This is a genomic window from Armatimonadota bacterium (genome assembly GCA_017303935.1).
Classification (GTDB): Bacteria; Armatimonadota; Fimbriimonadia; order Fimbriimonadales; family Fimbriimonadaceae; genus JAFLBD01.
Genome location: JAFLBD010000002.1, coordinates 482,622 through 502,650 on the forward strand (window position 1 = coordinate 482,622; position 20,029 = coordinate 502,650).

A 20,029-nucleotide genomic window follows, 5' to 3' on the forward strand; every position below is an offset into this window, starting at 1 on the left:
CCATGACCGTCAAAGAGATTTTTGAGAATTTGGATTACGGCACCGCGCCCGAGTCTCCTGATTTGGCCAAAGAATGGATTTCAAAGCATGGGCCAGTCATGCCGCAATACATCGGTGGCGAGTGGGTGGTCGCAGATGAAAGCTTTGACTCTCTCTGCCCAGCGACAACCGAGCCGTTGACCAAGATCTCCCAAGGTTCCGACGCAAACGTAGATGCTGCAGTGAAGGCCGCTCGAAAGGCATCAGTCAGTTGGCAAAAACTCAGCGGTTTCGAGCGAGCGAGATTTCTCTATGCTATCGCGCGGCAGATTCAAAAGCACTCGCGGCTATTTTCCGTTCTGGAGTCTCTCGACAATGGCAAACCGATCCGCGAAACGAGGGATTTAGATATACCGCTTGTCATTCGCCATTTCTATGCTCATGCAGGATGGGCTCAGCTTCTGGACCGCGAGTTCCCAGAATACGAAAGCGTCGGAGTTTGCGGTCAGATCATTCCGTGGAATTTTCCGCTCTTGATGCTATCTTGGAAGATCGCGCCGGCTCTGGCAGCAGGGAACACGGTGGTGTTGAAGCCTGCCGAATTCACCTCATTGACCGCGATTCTCTTTGCCGAGATTTGCGATTCGGTTGGACTGCCAAAGGGCGTCGTCAACATCGTGACGGGTGACGGCCGTACAGGCAAGGCGATCGTTGAGCATCCCGACATCGACAAAGTGGCCTTCACCGGCAGCACCGAAGTGGGACGTATTTTGCGCAAGGCTACGGCCGGCTCCGGCAAGAAGTTGAGCCTGGAACTCGGCGGGAAATCGCCGTTCATCGTGTTTGCAGATGCTGACTTGGATGGTGCGGTCGAAGGCTTGGTTGACGCGATTTGGTTCAACCAAGGTCAAGTGTGCTGCGCAGGTTCGCGACTATTGGTTCAAGAAGGAATTGCGGACAAGTTCCACAAGAAGGTCAAGGCTCGAATGGAGCAGTTGCGGCTCGGACATCCGCTGGAAAAAGGGATCGACATCGGAGCTGTGGTCGATAAAGTGCAGTTGGAGCGGATTGCTGGGCTCGTCAAGCAAGGCGTAGAGCAAGGCGCCGAACTGCACCAACCCTCAACGCAATGCCCGACTAGCGGGTGGTTCTATCCGCCGACTTTGCTCACAAATGTGAGTCCGTCGAACATCGTTGCGCAGGAAGAGATTTTTGGACCAGTGCTGGTGAGCATGACCTTCCGAACTCATGCCGAAGCGATCGCCCTCGCCAACAACACGGTTTACGGATTGGCATCCAGCGTTTGGACGGAAAACCTCAACTTGGCACACGATGTTGCCTCAAAGATCAAGGCGGGCACCGTTTGGGTGAACTGCTCAAACCAGTTTGACGCCAACTGTGGATTTGGCGGTTATCGCGAATCTGGATACGGACGTGAAGGCGGCAAAGAAGGGTTATACGAATACCTCAAGCCAAAGTCGATGTTCGGCTCACCAATTCAATCGAAGCCGGTGCAACCGATCTCCACAAGCGAGAAAATCGACCGCACGCACAAGAACTATGTCGGTGGCAAACAAGCGCGTCCCGACGGCGGATACAGCCTGACCATCAAAACCAAATCAGGATTTGAAGAGGTTGGGCGCGGCAATCGAAAAGATATCCGCAATGCAGTCGAAGCCGCGGAATCTGCCCTTTCCGCCTGGAGTAACCTCGCCGGTCACAGTCGAGCGCAAATCATTTATTACATCGCAGAGAATTTGGCCGCCGAGCGACAGCTTTTTGTCAACGCTCTCGGAGGTGACTCCGCCGCCGAGGAAGAGTTTGATGCTAGCCTCGATCGATGCTTCTATTACGCGGCTTGGGCTGACAAATACGATGGCGCAGTTCACAACACCCCTATGCGAGCCGTGAACTACACGCGGAATGAAGCCATCGGTTCCTGCGGCGTGGTTTGCCCCGAAGAACGGCCACTGCTCGGATTCTTGAGCACCGTTCTCCCGCTAGTGAGTATGGGGAATACCGTTGTCGCAATTCCAAGTGAGTCGAATCCAATCGTCGCTTGTGAGCTTTATCGCGTGTTTGATCAGTGCGATCTTCCAGGCGGTGTGATCAACATTGTGACTGGGCTCCACTCGGAGGTCGTCCCGAGCCTCGCGGAGCACGACACGCTGCAATGCGTTTGGCATTTTGGCGACGCTGAAACGGGCAAGGCGATTGAACTTGCGAGTATCGGCAACCTCAAACAGACTTGGTGCAGCTTGGGCAAATCGGTGGATTGGATGGCCGCCCCGAATCCTGAGTTCTTGAGACGAGCCGTTCAAGTCAAAAACATCTGGGTTCCTTACGGAGCTTAACAGAGAAGTCCGAGGCCGGATTCTGCGATCAGTTGCGGATCAACATCGCTGGGGTGCCCGTTGCCCCGCAGGACGACGCCGCGCTTGGTGTACGGTCTGTAACGCGCTACCGCCAGCTCGTCCGGGCCAAAGAGCGAAACCACGGGCGTTCCGACCGCGGCTGCAATGTGCCCTGTTCCGGTGTCCGTCGCGACGTGAAGCGCGCTTGCTCGGATAGCTTCCAGGCTGCCACGGAGGCTAAAGGCTCCGACTCGGTCGATCACTCCATCCATTTGGAGGGCAGGGTCTTTCGGACCACCGACGGTGACGACAGGAAATCCGGCTTCGACGAATTTCGCGGCGATTGCTTGCCATTGTTCTTTGGACAGCTGCTTCTTTGCAGAACTTCCACCAGTGCAGATGGTGACGAACTTACTTTCGGGCAACTGCTCTGGTACCGCAGAATGGGGCATCAGCGGCAGAGTGACGTCAGCAAAATCGTCCAGTGTGCGAATCACCTTCATGTGGTGATCCACCCAATGTGTGTCTTTGGGTCGAGGAATCGGTACCGGGTTTAACCGCTGTGAAAGGGCGTCGGTCGCGTGCACTGCAACTCGGACTGGCGCACCAGATAGCCGGACCAATAGTGCCGTTTTCGAATGACCTTGAAAGTCGATGGCGACATCAAACTTGAATTTCCGGATTCGAAGGTAGTGGTTTAGCTGGTCTTGCCACGTGCGCAATGAGTATCGTTCTCGCTTCCACTTGTCGCGAGGGAAGCGCATGATCTTCTGCGTGAGCGCTTGATGGTCTATCACCGAAGCGCAGGCAGGTTCGGTCGCCCAAGCTATCCAAGCATCGGGATATTTTTCTCGAATTGATGTGATCGGCCACGCCGCCATAACGCAATCTCCGATGGCGCGAAACCGCACAACCAGGATTCGTTTAGGGGCATTCATAGCATGCCTTTTCCGCGCGCACTACGCCACCGATCGTGGAACCAGAGCCACTGCTCGGGGTGCTCGGTGATGATCGCTTCGAGGGTGCGATGGATCGCTCGCATCATGCCCTCGCCTTTGGTTTCATATCCCGGGTCTGGAACAAGCGGCGGCAAAAAGACCGTTCGATATTTGCCTCCGCCAAGCCGGATACAAAAACCAGGGATGACCGGAGCGTGTGTTCGGTCGTGCAGAACTCCAGGTCCGAGCACCGTACCTGCTGGATGGCCGAAAAACGGAATGTAGACTTCCTTCGAGTTTTGATCGGGCAAGATGCCCACAATCTCGTTAGCTCGGAGCTTTTCGAGGATCGGCCGCGCCGCGTTTCCTCGGGCCAAAACCTTCGTGCCGCTGTTCATGCGCATTTGATTGAGAATCCCGTTGACCCCTTCGTCGTCCGCATCACGAGCAACTACCGTGAGTGGGTAGCCATTCAGACTAAGCCAATTCGCGAGACGTTCCCAGTTTCCAAAATGCCCGGTGATCAGAAGTGCGCCATTGCCGCCGGCCAGCGCACCATCCAGGTGTTCAAGTCCAACCACTTCCATGCTCGCGTTGATCTCGGACTTGGTGAGCTTGTCGGATCTCAAGAAGTCTGCTGAAACGATGCCGAAGTGTTCGAATACCTTTTCTGCGGTCGACTCGCGCTTCTCTTCGGACCAGTCCGGAAATGCCAGCTTTAGATTTTCCTTAGCGCGCTCGAATCGCTTTTTGCCAACCCGCCGAATGAGGCGACCGAGTTTTGCACCCGTTTCTTCCGCTTGGGTAGCCGACTTTCTTCTCAGACGCTTTTGAACATAGCGGAGGGCGGCTGCCCCCAGCTTGCCTTCAAGCTCCTTTTGCTTTTTTGATTTCATGCAGTCTCGGCGCCAAAGTGTCTTCAACGAATCTCGGCGGATTGATTTTAGCAGGGAGATGCACAATTCGAACATTAAACTGCCCAATATCAGTGCGTTCCCGCAGTTTCACCCAGTCTTTTGCGGTGGTGATGATGGGGATTTTGGGATCAAATTCTTTGAGCAATCCAGGCTCCTGGAGCGGATGATGGTCAGGATAGTTTCGGCCATGAACAACAGTCAGCCCCAAAGTTTCGGCGGTCACCATCAGCCGGAATGGGTTGGCAATGGCAGTAATGATCTGCACCTTTGAACCTGCATCGAGGGGCGCGGGGCTGAGGTTCGCGTCAACCAGCCCATAGCCTGAGAAGTCAAGTTCAATATCGTCGGGCAGCAGAAAGTCCGCTCGAGAGCGATGGGATTTTGGCTCCCGGTAGGGCCCGGCGGGCAAACAAAGTGGGTTGGCGACCTTTGGTGGGTCGATCAAAATCGAAATATCTTTCTTGAGCGGCTTATGCTGAAAGCCGTCATCCATCAGGAGAACGGCGTCAGGGAATTGCTTGGCGCAAAGCTCGGCGGCTTTGACTCTAGCCCTCCCTACGATGATCGGAATTTCCGGCAGAAGCCAACGGATCATCGCCGGTTCATCACCCCATTCCAACGGATTCAGCGGGCCGTCCGGCGCAAGCGAAGCGCCTTGACTTCGAGGAGAACCGTACCCGCTAGCACCGATCACAACTTGGAATCCTGCTCGAACCAAATCCGATGCAAGGGCGATGGTCAGTGGAGACTTGCCCATACCGCCTACTGTTAGATTGCCTACGCAAATGATTGGCGAATGAGGTTTCTGCGGTGATTTTATGCCGAGAGCGTAGGCTAATTCGTAGGTCTGCCACCCGAGATAGTACAGTAGGCTCAACGGCGACAATGCGAAGCTTTGAATGTCTAAACGATGGTGGCTGAGTTCCAATGCCGAGAGTTTGGCAGACTCAGAAATGAATCTGCCCAGCTTGTCATCTTTCGACAAGCTAGGCAAGGATTTTGGTTAGGCCGATTTAATCGGGAATGATTTCGAATTTCTCGACCGGTTCTTCGACTTTCGGAACGATCAGAAGGGTCTGTCGATCGGTAAAGACGACTTCCAGTTTGAGTTTCTCCTTCAGCACGCGCAAAGCGTAACCGAGCGAAGTGGCGTTCAACTTGAAGTCGAGCTTGTACTTTGGAACCGACGGGTCGACTTCGATCGTGATTTTGGCTTGCTCACCGAGACGTTTGAAAACGTCGGCGACGGTGGCTTTGGTAAAAGTACCGCTTACCGATCGCTTAAGGACTTCCTCGGAAAGTTTTCCGGTTCGGACTGGGGCGATAGGTTGAGGCTTTGAGACGGTCGAATTGCTGTTGGGAGTGTTGTTGGAGTGAGTCGTCGGCGTGCTACCGGGACGTTTCTTCGAGATGTAGTAAATATCGTTCTGTACTTCATAGGTTAGGCCAGCCAAGCGACATACGATTTCCACCGTTTCATCAAAATCCATCGAACTGAGGGACAAGAAGAGTTCTGTGCGTGGAACCGATTCGATAACGTAATTTTTCTTCGCTTGTGTAAAGAGGTCGTGAAGAACCGCTCGAACATCGCTTCCCTTGGCGCTGATTGATATTGACGTCGGGGACGTTTTGACGGTTCCTTCGTCCACTGAAAGGCCCATAGCCGTCAGCGGAAGCAGGATCAAGATTGCGATTGTTGTGAGGATTTTCATGGGTTTGATTTTCCAATTGAGGGTTTATAGTCGATTTCCGTTTTCGTCATAAACGGTGATGCCGCCAGGGACGGCTTGCTTTGGCTGCGGTTTTGCCGCAGGTTTGGTTTGAGCCTTAGCCGGAGATTTTCTGGCGACGGTCGCTCGGCGAACGGGCCGGCTGATGGGTTGTTGCCGAATGACTCGTGTTTTGGGCTTAGGAGTGGCAGCCGGCTCTGAGACAGGCTTAGTGTCTTCGATCGGCTTTTGCTCGGCGACCGCGCTAGCAACAACCGGTTTCGGGGTTGGCTTTGCGGCTGGGGTTGGATTCTGGGCGGGGGTTTTTGCAGATGATCCAGGGCTGTTGGTGAGAACTCGTTCACCGAAAAGTTTGGTGGGATTGTTGGCGAGCGTGCTCATCAAGAGCAAAACGCCAGCCAGGACGACGCTGTAGATGAGCGTCTTTTGATTCGCGTTGAGATTCAGCCCGAACTTCCCGAACTTCTTGGTTGCCGGAGTTGGGCTATTCATCTCATTTTCTCGGGACTGAACCACGGCCTGCGCCGGGGCATCCGGGTTTGGGACATGGTTTAGCGACTGCACCGAACGTTGGCAATCCAAACATTCGACGAGATGAGCTTCCAACGCTTCCAGTGCCTCATCCGAAAGCTTGGCACCGGCGGTATACCGCTTGAGCTGCGCCATTGCTAACTGACATTCGAGGTTTTTTAGTTGCATTTCCTGACAATCCACTTTAGGTTTGGGACCCTAAAACCAGGGCACCTGTTAGGATTGTCGGGTACGACTTTAGTGGACTTTAGGGCGATTTTAGATTTCGCGACAAATTATCGCGCGAATCGATTTTTGAACCCGAAAAAGGACAACAATGCACTCTTGATCGCCTTTCAGAATCCACTTCTTTCGCAGGGCAATCAAATCCTGTTCTGTGCCGCGCTGCTTGATCTCCGGCGTTTTTGAATCGAGCTTCTTGAGCGTGGACTTGATATCGCTCACATCAAACCGGCCGTACCAAAGAACTCGGTAACGACGAAGCCAAGGCGATTCGATGGAGTGATCGGCGGTCAGATATCCTGGCGAGTCTCCTAGTGCTGCGGCGTTAAAGTTGCCAAGAGCATGCGCACGAACCGCAGCTGGATCCGCATCATACAGGAATTCGCCCGGCTCATCTATGACCGCGGTGATTGGCCGGCTAGCGAGCGATTCGCCCGATTCAATGTGAACACAGCTCACCGAGTAATCGCGATCTGGAGACTTCCAAACACAGGCTTCGCGGCACTCTCGGCCAAAACTGACGAATTCCGTCCTTCCACCAAGCGATTCTAAGTACGAATCCGGAACGACTGGACTGAGTTTGATGCCGAGCAAAGACAGGTGCGAGCCTCGAGAGGCGATCTCCGACGGATTGGGCAGATATTCATCGGGATCGACGATCCTCTTGCCGCCTTGCCGCCTGCCAGGATCAGCAAAGGCGAATTCAAAATTCGGGTGAAGCTCATAAGAGTCGATGCAACGGATTTCGCCATTCAACGACATCGCTTCGAGATTGAACTCTGCGTAGAACGCTCGCTCGGGATCAAGTTCGGCACCGACAAGATCGCAGTGTTTTGCAAGGGCCATTGAATCAGCACCGATCCCGCAAGTCATATCGAGGACTCGGACGCCAGGTGGAAACCGATCGGCGTGATAGTCCGATACACGGTGATGAGTCGCTTGTTCAAGGGCTTCTTTGGTGAAGAGGAGCCTCTCGGGGTGAACAAATTTTGCCCCCGCTTTTTTGCGGAGTTCTGATTGTTGAACCGCCCAAAGGGCTGATTCCTGCCCAAATTGACGGGTCAATTTCTGTATAAATGCTGGCGAAATTTTGTTGCCTTCGCAAGCTTCTAGAGCCAAAAAGCCGTTCAAAGGGGGTGCAAATGAGTTCAAAGTGGCTAAAAACCCCCGTAATTCAGCGGGTGTTTTTGAACCCTGGTAATTCGATCAGGATTGATCCTGGTAGTTCGACGGAAGAAAAGACGTGTCCGATGCTGGAAACAGCGAGGGCAAACGTGGGAGGCCAGGGATTGGCCCGCATCTTCACGGAGGAACTCAAAACTTATGTCGTTTAGAATCAACACAAACATTTCATCGATGACGGCGATGCGCAACCTGTCAGAGACTAGTTCAGCAATGAACACGTCGATGACTCGATTGTCTACCGGTCTTCGAATCAACTCGGCAGCCGATGATCCAGCGGGTCTTATCGTCTCCGAGTCGTTCCGCGCTCAAATTTCGGGAATTGATCAAGCGGTTCGCAACAACCAGAATGCCACAAACTACGCCAAGACTGCCGAAGGCGCCTTGAACGAAGTTAACAAGCTTCTGACTGATGCCCGATCGTTGGCAGTTGCTAGCGGCAACGGTGCCGTTCTCAACGATAGTCAGCGACAAGCAAACCAGCAACAATTGAGCTCGATCGTGGGTTCGATTAACCGAATTGCAAGCCAAACCAGCTTTGCTGGCAAGAAGTTGCTTGACGGTTCGGCTGGTGTGACCGCAGGCGTCGCGAATACTTCTAAGTATGGTTCGATCAGCCTCAGCGGTAACTTCGGTGGAACAGCGATCACCGGTGGATCGTTGGTCACGGTCAACGTTACGACTGTTGCTGAACAAGCAACTGTGAACTCGACTGCTACTTTCGCGTCTCTTTCGAGCACGATCACCAATGCTTCGACTTTGTCGGTTAACGGCGTCTCGTTCAACGTGACTGCTGGTCAAACGGTATCGTCGCTGCTCAGCGCGATCAATGGTGCTTCGGATCAAACCGGCGTCACTGCTTCGCTCAACGCATCGAACACGCTTCAGTTCAACACTAAAGCTTACGGTGCAGATGCAAAGGTGACCGTCGTTGACGGTTCCGCGAACCTCTTCAGCGCTCCAGCAACCGATGCTGGTGTCAACGCTGTCGCCGACGTCTCGATCGACGTCAACGGTTCGACATCGGGTGGTTTGACCACAGTTACCTTTAATGCAGGTAGCGGTCTGACTCTCCGAGACACCGCAGGAAACGCGATCACACTCTCTAGCGTTGGTAACGCCACTGGTGCTACCCTCGCTGGTCAAACTCAGGTTGGTTCTGCCAACTTCCAGATCGGTGCTAATGCCGGCGAAACCGCAGCATTGTCGATCGGCAACTTTGCCGCTTCTTCAATCGGTACTGGCGCAGTTTCTGGTAAGACAATGGCGAACATTGACCTGCTGTCCGACAGCGGAGCTACTGATGCTCTGTCGGTGATTGACAAAGCAATCGCTGACATCAGCTCGGCCCGAGGCCAAATCGGTAACTTCGTTAAGAACACGCTGGAAACGAACGTTCGATCGCTGAGCGTCGCTCGAGAAAACTTGAGCGCAACAGAATCGGCCATTCGCGACGTGGACGTTGCTCAGGAAATGACCAACTTCACGAAGCTGCAGATCCTTCAACAGAGCGGTATGTCGATGCTTGCTCAAGCGAACTCTGCACCGCAATCGGTTCTGTCGCTACTGCGATAATCAAGTCGTCTCCTAGTGACGTTCAGGACAGCCGCCAGACTCCTGGCATCTAGGAAAAACAAAATATTCGCCATGGCTAGCCCCCCGAAGGCTCGCCATGGTGCGTGAACGATGTAGCACGGACGCCACGCTCCTTCTGACCGGAAGAGGCGTGGCGTTTTTACGTATACTACGAGAGTCTTGCGCCTTGCCCTGCCAAAGTTTTTTCGCATCGATCCTCGAATAGCTGGCTCGCTTCGAGATCAGCGGGCATCCATTGTAAAAGGGCTCATTTGTGTCGGCATCAGCTCGCTCCTCACCGCCTCGATGATCCCGCTCACTGAGCGCGCGATCCGAGCGATCAGCAATTCGGCACCCGTACGGTCCGCCGCTGTGCCATTTTTGAGCGAACTCAAACAGGAACTCGGCGTTGACGAAAAGCCGTTGCGTGAGGCACTCACCACGCAACGCTACGAACCAAGCAAGCTGCTACCGCCTGCGGCTGATCTGGCTAACCGACTGCAACTGCCGGTCGAAAAGGTAGAAGCGGCGTATCGAAACCTTGCTCCTCGCGAATCAGAAGCTGAATCGAAGCAGCGGCAAGACGCCGCCCTGAACGATCTTGGGTTCATCTGCTTGAGCGTAGTTGGGCTGTTTATCGCCAAGTATTGGTTCACTCGCGGGCAGGCATATTATCTCACTCGGGCAGCCAACCGCCTCGCCGCGGACCTGCGCATACGGCTTTTTTCGAAGCTCCAAAGGCTCCCGATTCAGTACTACTCAAACAAGCGGATCGGCAGTATTCAGAGCGTCCTCACCAACGATGTCAACGTTTACCAGACCGCTGTGAATTTGATTCGGGACAGCATTGACGGGCCGTTCAAGGCCATCGCCGCTTTGGTCACTATCTTCACTATTCAATGGCAACTCGCTCTGATCGCGATGCTCTTCATCCCCGTTTTGGCAGCATTCGTCCACCGAAACGGTCAGAAAATGAAGCAAGATCAGGGCGCGGTTCAATCCGATCTTGCCGTTTTGACTGGGATGGCTTCGGAAGCACTGAGCGGCATACGCGTCGTTAAGGCGTTCGCCGCAGAACAGCGAATGGTCGGCATCTATCAAGGACTTGTCGAATCTTCGTTTACGAGCCAGATGCGCGCCGCAAAGCGATTTGCCCAGCTGCGGCCGATGGTCGAACTCGTCGGAGCGATTAGCCTTGCGACGATCCTCTATATCTGCGGTCATCTCGCGAAGGTCGGCACTTTGGAGATCAGTCAGATTGTTGCGCTCACTTTTGCGCTCGATATCATCAACCAAGGTGCGCGAGCACTTTCGAATGTCAACAACACCTTCAATCAGGTTCAAGCCGCGGCCGATCGGATTTACTCAGAAGTTCTCGACTGCCCGGATGAAGTGATGGCTTCTGGCACGAAAGTGCTTGAAAACCCGGGGATTCGAATCGAGTTTCGTGACGTCTGCTTCGATTATCCGGACGGGACCCGTGCGCTCTCGAACGTCAGTTTCGTCATCGAACAAAACAGCTCGCTGGCGTTAGTTGGGCCGAGCGGCGCAGGTAAGACGACCATCGCCGACCTGATGCTGAGGTTTTATGATCCGACTTCCGGTCAAATCCTGTTTGATGGCGTGGATATCCGCGAACTTGATCTGAAGTGGCTTCGTGGCCAGTTCGGCGTGGTCCCTCAACAGACATTTTTGTTCGCTGGTAGCATTGGCGACAACATCATGCTGGGCAAGCCGGATGCCACTGAAGCCGAGCTTGAACGGGCCGCAGACATGGCCCATGCAGGAGTGTTTATTCAGCGACTTCCCGAACGGTTTGGCGGCATGATCGGGGAACGTGGAGCAAAAGTCAGCGGCGGAGAGGGTCAGCGGTTGGCGATCGCGCGAGCAATCATTCGCGAGCCAAAAATCCTGCTGCTAGACGAAGCGACTAGCAACCTTGATACAGAAAGTGAACGCGCGGTAACCGAAGCCCTAGACGTTGCAATGCAGCATAGGACGACGCTATTCATCGCGCACCGCCTCAGTACAGCCATGCGCGCGACGCGGATATTGGTCCTGCGCCGTGGAGAAGTAGTCGAAGTCGGGACCCCGTCAGAGCTGATTTCGCGCGGCGAAGCATTCGCCAAGATGTACCAGGCGTACAACTCCGGACTGATCGAAGATGGCGTCGGATAGCTTTTCCGTAACAGATTTTTCGGTGGGATACGACCGTCAATCGGTCCTGTCTGGGTTCAATTGCGAGATTCAACCGGGGCAAAGCGTGGCACTTTTGGGGCCAAATGGAAGTGGTAAGTCGAGCATTCTTAAGTCCTTAATTGGCAACCTCCCGCCGATCCAAGGCATTGCACGTTATAAAAGCGAAGATCTTATCCGGATGTCTTCTACCCAGCGCGCGAAGTACCTCTCGTTCGTACCGCAAGGCGAGCCACCAATCTTCGGATTCTCCGTGATCGAGGCAGTTCTGATGGGCAGGCACGCTGCTCTAGCGGGAGCGGTGGAAACCGATGAGGACATTCAAAAGGCGAGAGCGGCTCTGGAACAAGTTGATGCCTTGCACCTCGGTGACCGCGTCATCACCGAACTCAGCGGCGGTGAATATCAGCGAGTTCTGCTGGCAAGGGCGATCGCTCAAGAAGCCCCCGTACTGTTGCTCGATGAACCGACAGCTCATCTTGATTTGAGGCACCAGTTGGAGCTCACCGGAATCTTCAACGATTTAAGGAAAGCTGGCAAAATGCTTCTTTGCGCTATCCACGATCTAAACATCGCGCTCCAGTTCTGTGATCAGTGCATCTGCCTCAGCGACAAAGTAGCCGGGGAGCAAAAGCCGATTCGAGAGGCAATCAATTCAGGTGAAGTCGGGCGATGCCTCGGAGTCAACTTCGAGTGGCTCCAAGGTTCAAGACGGGACTGGGTAACGCCGGTCTAAAGCTCTAGCGGCCAGACGCTTCTTCGGTGTACCATTGACTTCCTGTTCGCCCGCCTTCTGGCGGTGGTGCTGGCTTCGAGAGGTCCCGAGCTGGCACAGTCGGCTCACCTCGCCCTGGAAACGAGCCAGGAGACGTGACTTTGCCCTTCGTGTCCGCCCCGACTTCCTTTAGCGCGTTTTTCATATCCTGCTGGCGTTGAGAATCCGACATGGTTGGACCAGGAGTAGCGAGGGGTTGTGCCTCTTCGGCTTCATGCTCATGCCCCATGTGGTCCAAGTTTCCGCCAGCAGTCGCCTGCTGGGTGTTGTAGAATCCTATGCCGCCAACAAGTGCGGTAATAATGAGGATAGGAATAATCGGTTTCTTTTTTCGTCGCATCCGATTGACTGAAGCTCCAAAGAATATGATCGTTTTGCGCAAACAGGAAGTTCCAACGCAATGAAGAAGGTACCCGGAATTGCGATTGATGCACGGTTATATAACGGGTTGAGCACCGGAGATTCCACTTATTGGACCCAACTGATCAATCATCTGCTGAGCAAAGATCGCCCCTTCCGAATTGGATTGTTCTCTGATCGGCCCGCACCTGAGATCGCGCCGAAGGTTGTAAAGCAGCATTGGAGGGTCGTGCGAGCCATCCATCCGAGAGTTTGGAGCCTGCTCGCCTTTCCACTTGCCGCGCGACGACTAGGCTACAAACTCATTCACACCCAGTACTCCGTTTCGCCATTTGCTCCAGCGGGAAGCATCAGCACGATCCACGATATCAGCTTCAAAATCGGTCCGGAGTGGTTTCAGTCCGGCGACTTGAAGGTGCTGAATACTTCGATTCCGATCACCATTCGAGATGCGGGCGCGATCATCACAGTGTCCGAAAATTCGAAACGGGAAATCGAACTGTTTTATCCCAATGCGGTTGGGAAGACACACGCGATCCACAACGGTCGGAACTTAAATCTGACTCGAATCCCAAAGGATGAGGCGCTTCGAATCGTCAAGACCGCCGGAATCCCGACACCATTTGTGCTTTCGGTGTGTTCGATTTGGCCACGAAAGAACATCGCCCATATCATCAAAGCGGTGGACGCATTGCCGGTCGATGTACCACACCGGCTTGTTCTTACTGGCAGGAAGCACTACGGCGAGCTCCCGATGAGCAACCGAGCGCACTTTACGGGATATGTCGATGAAGGATTGCTTTCTGCTCTTTACTGCGCAGCGGACTTGTACCTTTGTCCGAGCTTGCACGAGGGATTTGGAATTCCACTGCTTGAAGCTTTTCATGCCGGCTGTCCCGTGATCTGTAGTGATCGCGGCGCATTGCCAGAAGTCGCGGGCGAGGCATGCGAGATCGTCGGGCTAGAATCGGTTCAGGATTGGACGGCGGCGATTCGGAACCTGTTGGCTGATTCCGGTAAGCTAGAAGACTATCGTCAAAAGGGGTTTGAGCGCGCGGCGCATTTTGACTGGGAAACCGCCGCAGATCAAACTGCAAAAATCTATGAATCCTGCCTTCAAGATCGAGCCTGAATTGTTGCGCACGGTGGCCTGCCCACGGTGCGACCATCGGCCCGGTTTGACCCAGAAGGATCAGTATTTGGTCTGCCCGGATTGTGGCGCGAAGTACCCAATTGTCGATGGAATCCCGCAGCTTCTCCCAGAAGACGCCGAGTTTGAGAATCAATCAAAGTCATGAGTGCCAAAACGCTTCAAATCTTGATCTTGCACGGTCCAAACCTAAACCTAACGGGTTTTAGGGAGCCGGATATCTATGGCAAAAAGCCGTTAAGCGATATCGACGAGATGGTTCGCAATGCCGCCGAGAAACTCAAAGTAGACGTGCGGATTTTGCAGTCAAACCACGAGGGAATCCTCATCGATGCTATCCAAGAACACCGAACCTGGGCGGACGCAATCATCATCAATGCGGGTGCGCTAACACACTATTCGTACGCGCTCCGGGACGCCCTCGCAAGCGTTCGATTGCCGGTCGTCGAAGTCCACCTGAGCAACGTCTATTCCCGCGAAGAATTCCGGCACAAAAGCGTGATCAGCCCCGTGGTTGTTGGTCAGATCGCCGGGTTCGGCGGCTTTGGCTATGTGCTGGCCATCGAAGCGCTTCAGAACCTGCAAATCGAAGTCATATGAGCCAACTCAAGCGTTTACAATCTGCCATGACCGCCGCTGGCGTGGAGCATTTGCAAATCCACGAACCCGCCACCTTGCAATGGCTAGCCGGTTTCACTGGGAGCTTCGGAATTGCACTCGTCACCCCGAATGAAGGCGTTTTCATCACCGATAGTCGGTACACGATACAGGCCAAGAATCAAGTCAAGGAACTCGACGTCATCCCGCATGACCCCAGCAAGGTCATTCAAGATGTTGTTGCGGACCAAGTGAAGCGACTCGGCGCCAAGCAACTCGCCTTTGAGTCCAGCGCGAGCTACGCGCAGGTCGAAGCCTGGCGGGCGAAATACGATGGGGTTGAACTTGTTTCCTGCAAGAACTTGTTGACCGATCTTTTCAAGATCAAAACCGCTGATGAGATTGCTCTGATCAAAGAAGCCTGCAAGCTCGGCGACGCCTGCATGCAACGCGCAATTTCGATGATCCAAGTCGGCGTCTCCGAGTACGACATCGGACTTGATATCGAATTCTTCTTCAGGAAGCAAGGCGCGAAGATTGGGTTTGATCCGATCGTGGCCAGCGGTCCAAATAGTGCGCTGCCTCACGCAAGACCTTCGGAGCGAAAGATCGAACGCGGAGAATTCGTGACCCTTGATCTGGGGTGCAGTTTGGACGGCTATTGTTCAGACATCACTCGCACGGTTGTGGTGAGCGAATGCTCCGATCGGCATCGAGATATCTATGAGCAGGTGCTCCGCGCCGAAGAAGAATGCTGTGCGGCACTCGTTCCTGGTGCAAACGGCAAGGATGTAGACCAGCTTGCGCGAGACATCTTGAATGAAAAGGACCTCGCACAGTACTTTGGGCACAGCCTCGGCCACGGGCTCGGCAGAGTTGTTCACGATCCAGGCAGGTTGTATCACACCGCTGACGAACCGATCGTTGCCGGACAAGTGTGGACGGTCGAGCCGGGCGTCTATATCGAAGGATTTGGCGGCGTCAGGATCGAAGATGATGTGGTCGTCACGGCATCTGGCCCTGAGATCATCACGCACACTCCGAAAGCGCTTTTGATCGTCTAAACCCAGCATGGACGCATCTGTCAAAGGTTTTAAGACCACGCCAGAAGCCTCTCCGGCTGACATCAAATTCCGTAGTTCTGAACCTTCGGCGATCGTCGGGCCAGCTTCCTGTGGGAAGTCTCGGCTACTTGCTTCGGTCGCTGACGAACTTCCGCGCGGAACCCCAGTTCTGGAGCTAGATACTGAAGTCAAGGTTGGGCGAGTGACGCCGCAAGGGATGCTTAAGCACGTCAGCCCGGACCGTATTGCGGAGTTGTTGACCCTGACGGGTCTTTGGGATGTGCGCCGAAAGAACGTGCAATCGCTCGGCCCCGGGCATCAACAAGCCGTGACTGCGCTCCAATTTCTATCGCGGCCAAACCACGTGGTCCTGTTGGATGGCGCGCTGGATCTGCTTTCGCCTTGGGTGATCGATGGCGTGCTCTCGGAGATGTTCAAGCTCCAGTTTCCATTGGTTATCGCCACCACCAATCGCCCGGAAATTGCAGAGAAGTTTGACCGGCTCCTGGTTCTGACCGAGCGCGGGATGCGTTTCGATGGGCGTCCACACGACTTCACTCGGATGGTTCAACCGGATGAAATCGAAATCGAGTCTGACGATACTTCTGCGATTCGAGCGCTGGTGGAGCCGTTCCAAGTCCAACTCGACATTGACGGTCGAACGATGCGGTTTCAGGCCCGCGACGGCCAAGAATTGGCGGCAAAACTGATTCGCGAAGGATTCCCACACATTCGGTTGATTGCGGTGAAACAGCCGACCTTGGCCGATGCGCTCAAGCTAGTTCTGCGTTAACGTGTAGCGTTCGCCATTGAGGGTCGCCCGTCCGGTATTCACCAAAAAGTCTGCCAGTGCGCCCGTGAATTCTCGCGATGTATCGAGGGATTCTCGCATTAGGGCTAGATCGAATTTTGGAGGCAACTGCTCGACCGCCTTTTGGAATGATTCCTGAGAGATCGCGATGCCAGGGGCGAGCAGAACCAGAATCCCGCAATCCGCACCTATTTGGTAGGCCGCTTCGACGGCTTGAGGTGGGATGTGCAGCAGTTGTGACATCTGCTTGACCGTTGGCGGAGCAAGCTGAAACTCTTGAAGTTCATGCACGATTCGGTCCAGAGTCTTGCCCGCATTTCGCGGAACCTCGATGATAGCTTGGGGCGGGAGCCAACCTTTGCTGGTGACGCGGATTAATCCTAATCGCTGGAGTTCTGCGCCAGCCCGACGAAGGGCGCGTCGGGTCAGCCAATAACCGAGTGACTTTTGCACCAGTTCAGGGTCGAATCCAAGTTCCTTTGGATTTTCAGAATGCAGTTGATTGACCTTAGTGACGAACTCCTGCTGGAAGACTTCGAAGGACTCGTTGAGGAACCAATGTCCTCCCACGCTCACGACCTTACCAGAAGATTTGATCGCTTCAAAGGCATCTCCAAGTTGCTGGACAGAAGTCTCGAAGTGCTCGGCGACTTCTGTCGAATCGACACCCTTGGGACATTCGGTGATGATTTCGAAAATCTCTTCGATCAGCTGATTCGCGCGCATCAAGATGCTGGCGTCCCGAATGTGATCAATTCCATTTCGCCATCTTTGCAAACCCAGAGCGGAAAATCGCCTTGAGTACAGCTCGCACCAATCTGCCAATCTTTGCTCATCGCAAACACCACGCAAGGCAGTTCGTGCACCTTGGGTTGTCGCCGGAGCATGTGATTCACGACTTCATCGCTGGCTTCCTGCGGTGTCATTCCATGGCGCATGTTTTCGACTGCACGGAACGAAGCGCAAGCCTTCCAAAGTTCTTCGCCGTTGCCAGTGGCTCCAGCGGTACCGACTTCGTCATCGGCGTAGATCCCAGCCCCAAAGATCGGTGAATCTCCAACCCGACCTGGTTGCTTGTAGGGCAGTCCACTGGTCGACGAAGCCGCGAACAGCTGTCCATTTTCCCCGCCAAGCATGGTTACGGTGTCGGAAATTGCATGAACGTACTCTTTGATTCTTTCCGGGTTTTGGAGCCAAATGTCGTATTGCGCGGCCACATCTGGGGTGACCAGATTGCGTGGCTTCATCCCTCGCTCGATGGCGTATCGTCTAGCTTGTTCGCCGGCGATCATGACATGCGGGGTGTCTTCCATCACCATCCGCGCGAGAGAAATTACCGGCACAATTCCGCGAACAGCGCACACGGCGCCGCAGAGGTAGTCGCTGCCCCGCATCATCGAAGCGTCAAGCTCGAGCTCTCCGTCCGAATTCGGGATCGAGCCGAGTCCGACGAGCGTCAGTGTCGGGTCTAACTCGGCGGCGGCGAGCCCAGCTTCGAGTGCATCGAGTACGCTTCCGCCTTCACTTTTCTTCGCCCAAGCGGCGCGAATGGCGACCTCGCCGGGTTCTTTCCACGATGAAAGAATGATAGATTGACTCACAATTGGAACCTAGTCTACTCGCGGCGCTTGGCTCGTTGTGGTCCAAAAAGTGCGGAATTCCGTTCAATATCGAGGAGTTGCGTGAATTCTTGTACCATTGCCAGGGCATCTGATTCGAAGTGATAACTCCCTGCGATTTCGCCTTGCCAGATGGATTCGACCACCCAATCTGGCACCGGGAGGAATACGATTCGTTGCGGCGCGTCGAGTTTAACCGGCAAGATGATAGCGGTCACTCCTGGCTTACTGAACACGATTTCGATCGTTACCGAATCTGGAAAATATTGCAGAGTCCCAAGCTGGGGATTGCCGATAACCCGCGCTTCCTTCAAGATGTTTGGATCAAATTCACCCTGGCTAGGCTCGCGGGACTCGAGCACGTCGTCGAGAATCTCGCGTTGCGCTTTGGCGAGCCAGGTGTTGAGCTTCATGAAATGAAGTCTACCAATTCGCGGCGGACTTCCTGGATGACTTCCGCATCCAGAGAATTCCCAACAAATGGAGCGAGGTGCAGCCGTGCAATGCCAGTGGAGTCAAGAACTTCTTTCGCATTGTGAGCGCGAATGCCGCCACCGGGCAGCAGTTGGATTCTATCGCCGAACTTCTCGTTTAGGCTTCGTAGAGTGGATGCACCTTCAAGGGCGGACTTCGTTCCTCCGCTGAGAAGAATTCGGTTGAATCCGAGCGCAATCAACTCTTGGCAAGAACGGTCCAGATTTGGCGTGTGATCGAACGCTCGATGGCAGATAAACTCGAGGCTGGGCGCAGACGATTGGACGTGGGCCATCGCAGGCGAATGGAGTGTATTTGAGGCAGTCAAAATGCCAAACACGATGCCATCCATGCCCTCCTCCGCCATGATGTGCGCGTCTTCGACCATGGTTTCGATTTCTGATTTCGAGTAGGCAAAGTCGCCGGGTCGTGGGCGCACCATGGAGTAAATAGGTTGTTGAGTTGCCTTGCGCGCCTGTCGAATCAAGGCTAAGGAAGGAGTTAGCCCGCCGACTTCGATCCCTGTACAAAGCTCAAATTGAGTCGCCCCTGCGGCTTCGGCGACGCGAATATCCTCAACCGAGCAACAAACAATCTCGAGCATCATTTGAGTGGTTTCAACTCTCCTTCAAGCATCCTAGAATCAACATCGAAATCATAAACTCCGAGGAATCTTGCATGCGATCCGCCCTGAGCGACCCAGGTCGATCCGTGCAGCTCCGGCTTTTCAAGAACGGTGTGAGAATGGCCTCCAAAAATAAGGTCGACCGCTCCGGTTTCGGCTAGCTTGAGGTCTTGGCGCATGCCAATGTGGGTGAGAGCAATCACAACATCGCAATCTGCGCGGAGTTTGTTGCCTTCTTGAATCGCTGCGGCGATCGGGTCAGTCCAGATGAACTCGCTAGCGTGCTTGGAAACCATCTTTTCGGTGACCATTGGTACCGAAACTCCTAAGATTCCGACCTTGATCCCCGCGACGCTGATCACGAGAGATGCTGGTAGAACAAGTTTCCCAGAGCTTTGAAAAATCATGTTCGCGCACAAGATTGGATGTGCCGCGCCAGCGATCTTGGAGTTAAAGACTCGCTCGATGACGTGAGTTTCGCGATTTCCAATGGTCGAAGCTGTCAGTGGAATTTGCGAAAAGAGATTCCAAACCGGTTCCTGCCGCAAAGGGATTCCGAGGTTTCCAGTTTTGATCGCATCGCCCGAATCAAATATGAGGCAATCCGGAGTCTTGAAAGACTGTATGCGCGCGACTTGCTGCTCGGTCAAATGACCGTGAAGATCGTTGAGGTGGAGAATCCGAAGGTTACGCTTTGTGCCCAACGAAGTCCAAAATCAGCATCAAGCTGACAAATCCCACGCCGAGATAAAACGTGAGCTTATTGATCTGATCGTCAATCGTCGCACGACCACCCTTAAACGTGGTGCGGATTTGGCCACCGCCCGACATCGCATCTCCCTTGCTTGTGAGGAGCACGATGATGGTGAATAGCAAGGCGACAAGCACGGCTACTCCCAACAGGACTTGATAGGCGGAATCGTTCACGAC

At 54.2% G+C, this 20,029-nt stretch carries 22 protein-coding genes; 9 read left to right on the forward strand and 13 right to left on the reverse strand.

The genetic code is table 11. From position 1 onward, the window contains the following. Positions 1 to 2 precede the first annotated feature (2 nt). Positions 3 to 2,333, forward strand: coding sequence for an aldehyde dehydrogenase family protein (locus tag J0L72_06860; protein MBN8690500.1), 2,331 nt, complete (start codon positions 3 to 5; stop codon positions 2,331 to 2,333). On the opposite strand, the gene J0L72_06865 is transcribed toward J0L72_06860, so the two are convergent. From J0L72_06865 to J0L72_06890, 6 genes are all read right to left on the reverse strand, one after another. Then, the gene (locus J0L72_06865) at positions 2,330 to 3,271 is read right to left on the reverse strand and encodes a glycosyltransferase family 9 protein (GenBank protein ID MBN8690501.1); all 942 of its coding nucleotides are present in this window, start codon (positions 3,269 to 3,271) and stop codon (positions 2,330 to 2,332) included. The two genes, J0L72_06860 and J0L72_06865, sit on opposite strands and share 4 nt — an antisense overlap. Further along, positions 3,268 to 4,167: a lysophospholipid acyltransferase family protein gene (locus J0L72_06870; GenBank protein MBN8690502.1), complete on the reverse strand. Its 900-nt coding sequence runs from the start codon at positions 4,165 to 4,167 to the stop codon at positions 3,268 to 3,270. Before J0L72_06870 ends, J0L72_06865 begins: the two co-directional genes overlap by 4 nt. Further along, positions 4,139 to 5,173, reverse strand: coding sequence for a tetraacyldisaccharide 4'-kinase (gene lpxK / locus J0L72_06875; GenBank protein ID MBN8690503.1), 1,035 nt, complete (start codon positions 5,171 to 5,173; stop codon positions 4,139 to 4,141). Before lpxK ends, J0L72_06870 begins: the two co-directional genes overlap by 29 nt. Before the next feature lie 28 nt (positions 5,174 to 5,201). Beyond that, positions 5,202 to 5,900 (reverse strand): hypothetical protein, encoded by a 699-nt coding sequence (locus tag J0L72_06880; GenBank protein ID MBN8690504.1) that lies wholly within the window; start codon positions 5,898 to 5,900, stop codon positions 5,202 to 5,204. A 24-nt stretch (positions 5,901 to 5,924) separates the two neighbouring features. Further along, positions 5,925 to 6,617 carry a hypothetical protein gene (locus J0L72_06885; GenBank protein MBN8690505.1) on the reverse strand — a complete coding sequence of 231 codons (693 nt, stop codon included), beginning with the start codon at positions 6,615 to 6,617 and terminating at the stop codon, positions 5,925 to 5,927. 90 nt (positions 6,618 to 6,707) lie between these two features. Then, positions 6,708 to 7,736, reverse strand: coding sequence for a hypothetical protein (locus tag J0L72_06890; GenBank protein MBN8690506.1), 1,029 nt, complete (start codon positions 7,734 to 7,736; stop codon positions 6,708 to 6,710). Positions 7,737 to 7,994: 258 nt separating this feature from the next. Here J0L72_06890 and J0L72_06895 point away from each other — a divergent pair, with 258 nt between their 5' ends. From J0L72_06895 to J0L72_06905, 3 genes are all read left to right on the forward strand, one after another. Further along, positions 7,995 to 9,428: a hypothetical protein gene (locus tag J0L72_06895; GenBank protein ID MBN8690507.1), complete on the forward strand. Its 1,434-nt coding sequence runs from the start codon at positions 7,995 to 7,997 to the stop codon at positions 9,426 to 9,428. Positions 9,429 to 9,608: 180 nt separating this feature from the next. Then, entirely contained in the window at positions 9,609 to 11,606 is a 1,998-nt protein-coding gene (locus tag J0L72_06900; protein MBN8690508.1) for an ABC transporter ATP-binding protein, read from the forward strand. Beyond that, positions 11,593 to 12,360 (forward strand): ABC transporter ATP-binding protein, encoded by a 768-nt coding sequence (locus tag J0L72_06905; GenBank protein ID MBN8690509.1) that lies wholly within the window; start codon positions 11,593 to 11,595, stop codon positions 12,358 to 12,360. Before J0L72_06900 ends, J0L72_06905 begins: the two co-directional genes overlap by 14 nt. 4 nt (positions 12,361 to 12,364) lie before the next feature. Here J0L72_06905 and J0L72_06910 read toward each other — a convergent pair whose 3' ends face one another. Then, positions 12,365 to 12,739, reverse strand: a complete 375-nt coding sequence (locus J0L72_06910; protein ID MBN8690510.1) for a hypothetical protein — start codon at positions 12,737 to 12,739, stop codon at positions 12,365 to 12,367. A 60-nt stretch (positions 12,740 to 12,799) separates the two neighbouring features. Between J0L72_06910 and J0L72_06915 the strand changes: the two genes are divergently transcribed. Genes J0L72_06915 through J0L72_06935 form a run of 5 tightly spaced genes read left to right on the forward strand, consistent with a single transcriptional unit; the run spans position 12,800 to position 16,363 of the window. Next, positions 12,800 to 13,891, forward strand: a complete 1,092-nt coding sequence (locus J0L72_06915; GenBank protein ID MBN8690511.1) for a glycosyltransferase family 4 protein — start codon at positions 12,800 to 12,802, stop codon at positions 13,889 to 13,891. After that, the gene (locus J0L72_06920) at positions 13,863 to 14,057 is read left to right on the forward strand and encodes a Trm112 family protein (GenBank protein ID MBN8690512.1); all 195 of its coding nucleotides are present in this window, start codon (positions 13,863 to 13,865) and stop codon (positions 14,055 to 14,057) included. The genes J0L72_06915 and J0L72_06920 overlap by 29 nt, the downstream gene beginning before the upstream one ends. Beyond that, the gene (gene aroQ, locus J0L72_06925; protein MBN8690513.1) at positions 14,054 to 14,509 is read left to right on the forward strand and encodes a type II 3-dehydroquinate dehydratase; all 456 of its coding nucleotides are present in this window, start codon (positions 14,054 to 14,056) and stop codon (positions 14,507 to 14,509) included. Before J0L72_06920 ends, aroQ begins: the two co-directional genes overlap by 4 nt. Continuing rightward, the gene (locus J0L72_06930; GenBank protein ID MBN8690514.1) at positions 14,506 to 15,570 is read left to right on the forward strand and encodes an aminopeptidase P family protein; all 1,065 of its coding nucleotides are present in this window, start codon (positions 14,506 to 14,508) and stop codon (positions 15,568 to 15,570) included. The genes aroQ and J0L72_06930 overlap by 4 nt, the downstream gene beginning before the upstream one ends. A gap of 7 nt (positions 15,571 to 15,577) precedes the next feature. Next, a complete protein-coding gene (locus J0L72_06935; protein MBN8690515.1) occupies positions 15,578 to 16,363 on the forward strand; it encodes a hypothetical protein in 786 nt (261 codons plus the stop codon). Here J0L72_06935 and J0L72_06940 read toward each other — a convergent pair. Genes J0L72_06940 through J0L72_06965 form a run of 6 tightly spaced genes read right to left on the reverse strand, consistent with a single transcriptional unit; the run spans position 16,349 to position 20,026 of the window. Beyond that, on the reverse strand, positions 16,349 to 17,107 hold the full coding sequence (locus J0L72_06940; protein MBN8690516.1) for a hypothetical protein: 759 nt from the start codon (positions 17,105 to 17,107) through the stop codon (positions 16,349 to 16,351). The genes J0L72_06935 and J0L72_06940 overlap by 15 nt on opposite strands. Beyond that, entirely contained in the window at positions 17,107 to 17,982 is an 876-nt protein-coding gene (locus tag J0L72_06945; GenBank protein ID MBN8690517.1) for an isoaspartyl peptidase/L-asparaginase, read from the reverse strand. Before J0L72_06945 ends, J0L72_06940 begins: the two co-directional genes overlap by 1 nt. A gap of 14 nt (positions 17,983 to 17,996) precedes the next feature. After that, positions 17,997 to 18,413 carry a hypothetical protein gene (locus J0L72_06950; GenBank protein ID MBN8690518.1) on the reverse strand — a complete coding sequence of 139 codons (417 nt, stop codon included), beginning with the start codon at positions 18,411 to 18,413 and terminating at the stop codon, positions 17,997 to 17,999. Beyond that, positions 18,410 to 19,081 (reverse strand): copper homeostasis protein CutC, encoded by a 672-nt coding sequence (locus tag J0L72_06955; GenBank protein MBN8690519.1) that lies wholly within the window; start codon positions 19,079 to 19,081, stop codon positions 18,410 to 18,412. Before J0L72_06955 ends, J0L72_06950 begins: the two co-directional genes overlap by 4 nt. Continuing rightward, positions 19,078 to 19,803 (reverse strand): metallophosphoesterase, encoded by a 726-nt coding sequence (locus J0L72_06960; GenBank protein MBN8690520.1) that lies wholly within the window; start codon positions 19,801 to 19,803, stop codon positions 19,078 to 19,080. The genes J0L72_06955 and J0L72_06960 overlap by 4 nt, the downstream gene beginning before the upstream one ends. Beyond that, complete coding sequence (locus tag J0L72_06965; protein MBN8690521.1) at positions 19,787 to 20,026, reverse strand: preprotein translocase subunit SecG; 240 nt, start codon at positions 20,024 to 20,026, stop codon at positions 19,787 to 19,789. The genes J0L72_06960 and J0L72_06965 overlap by 17 nt, the downstream gene beginning before the upstream one ends. Positions 20,027 to 20,029 lie beyond the last annotated feature (3 nt).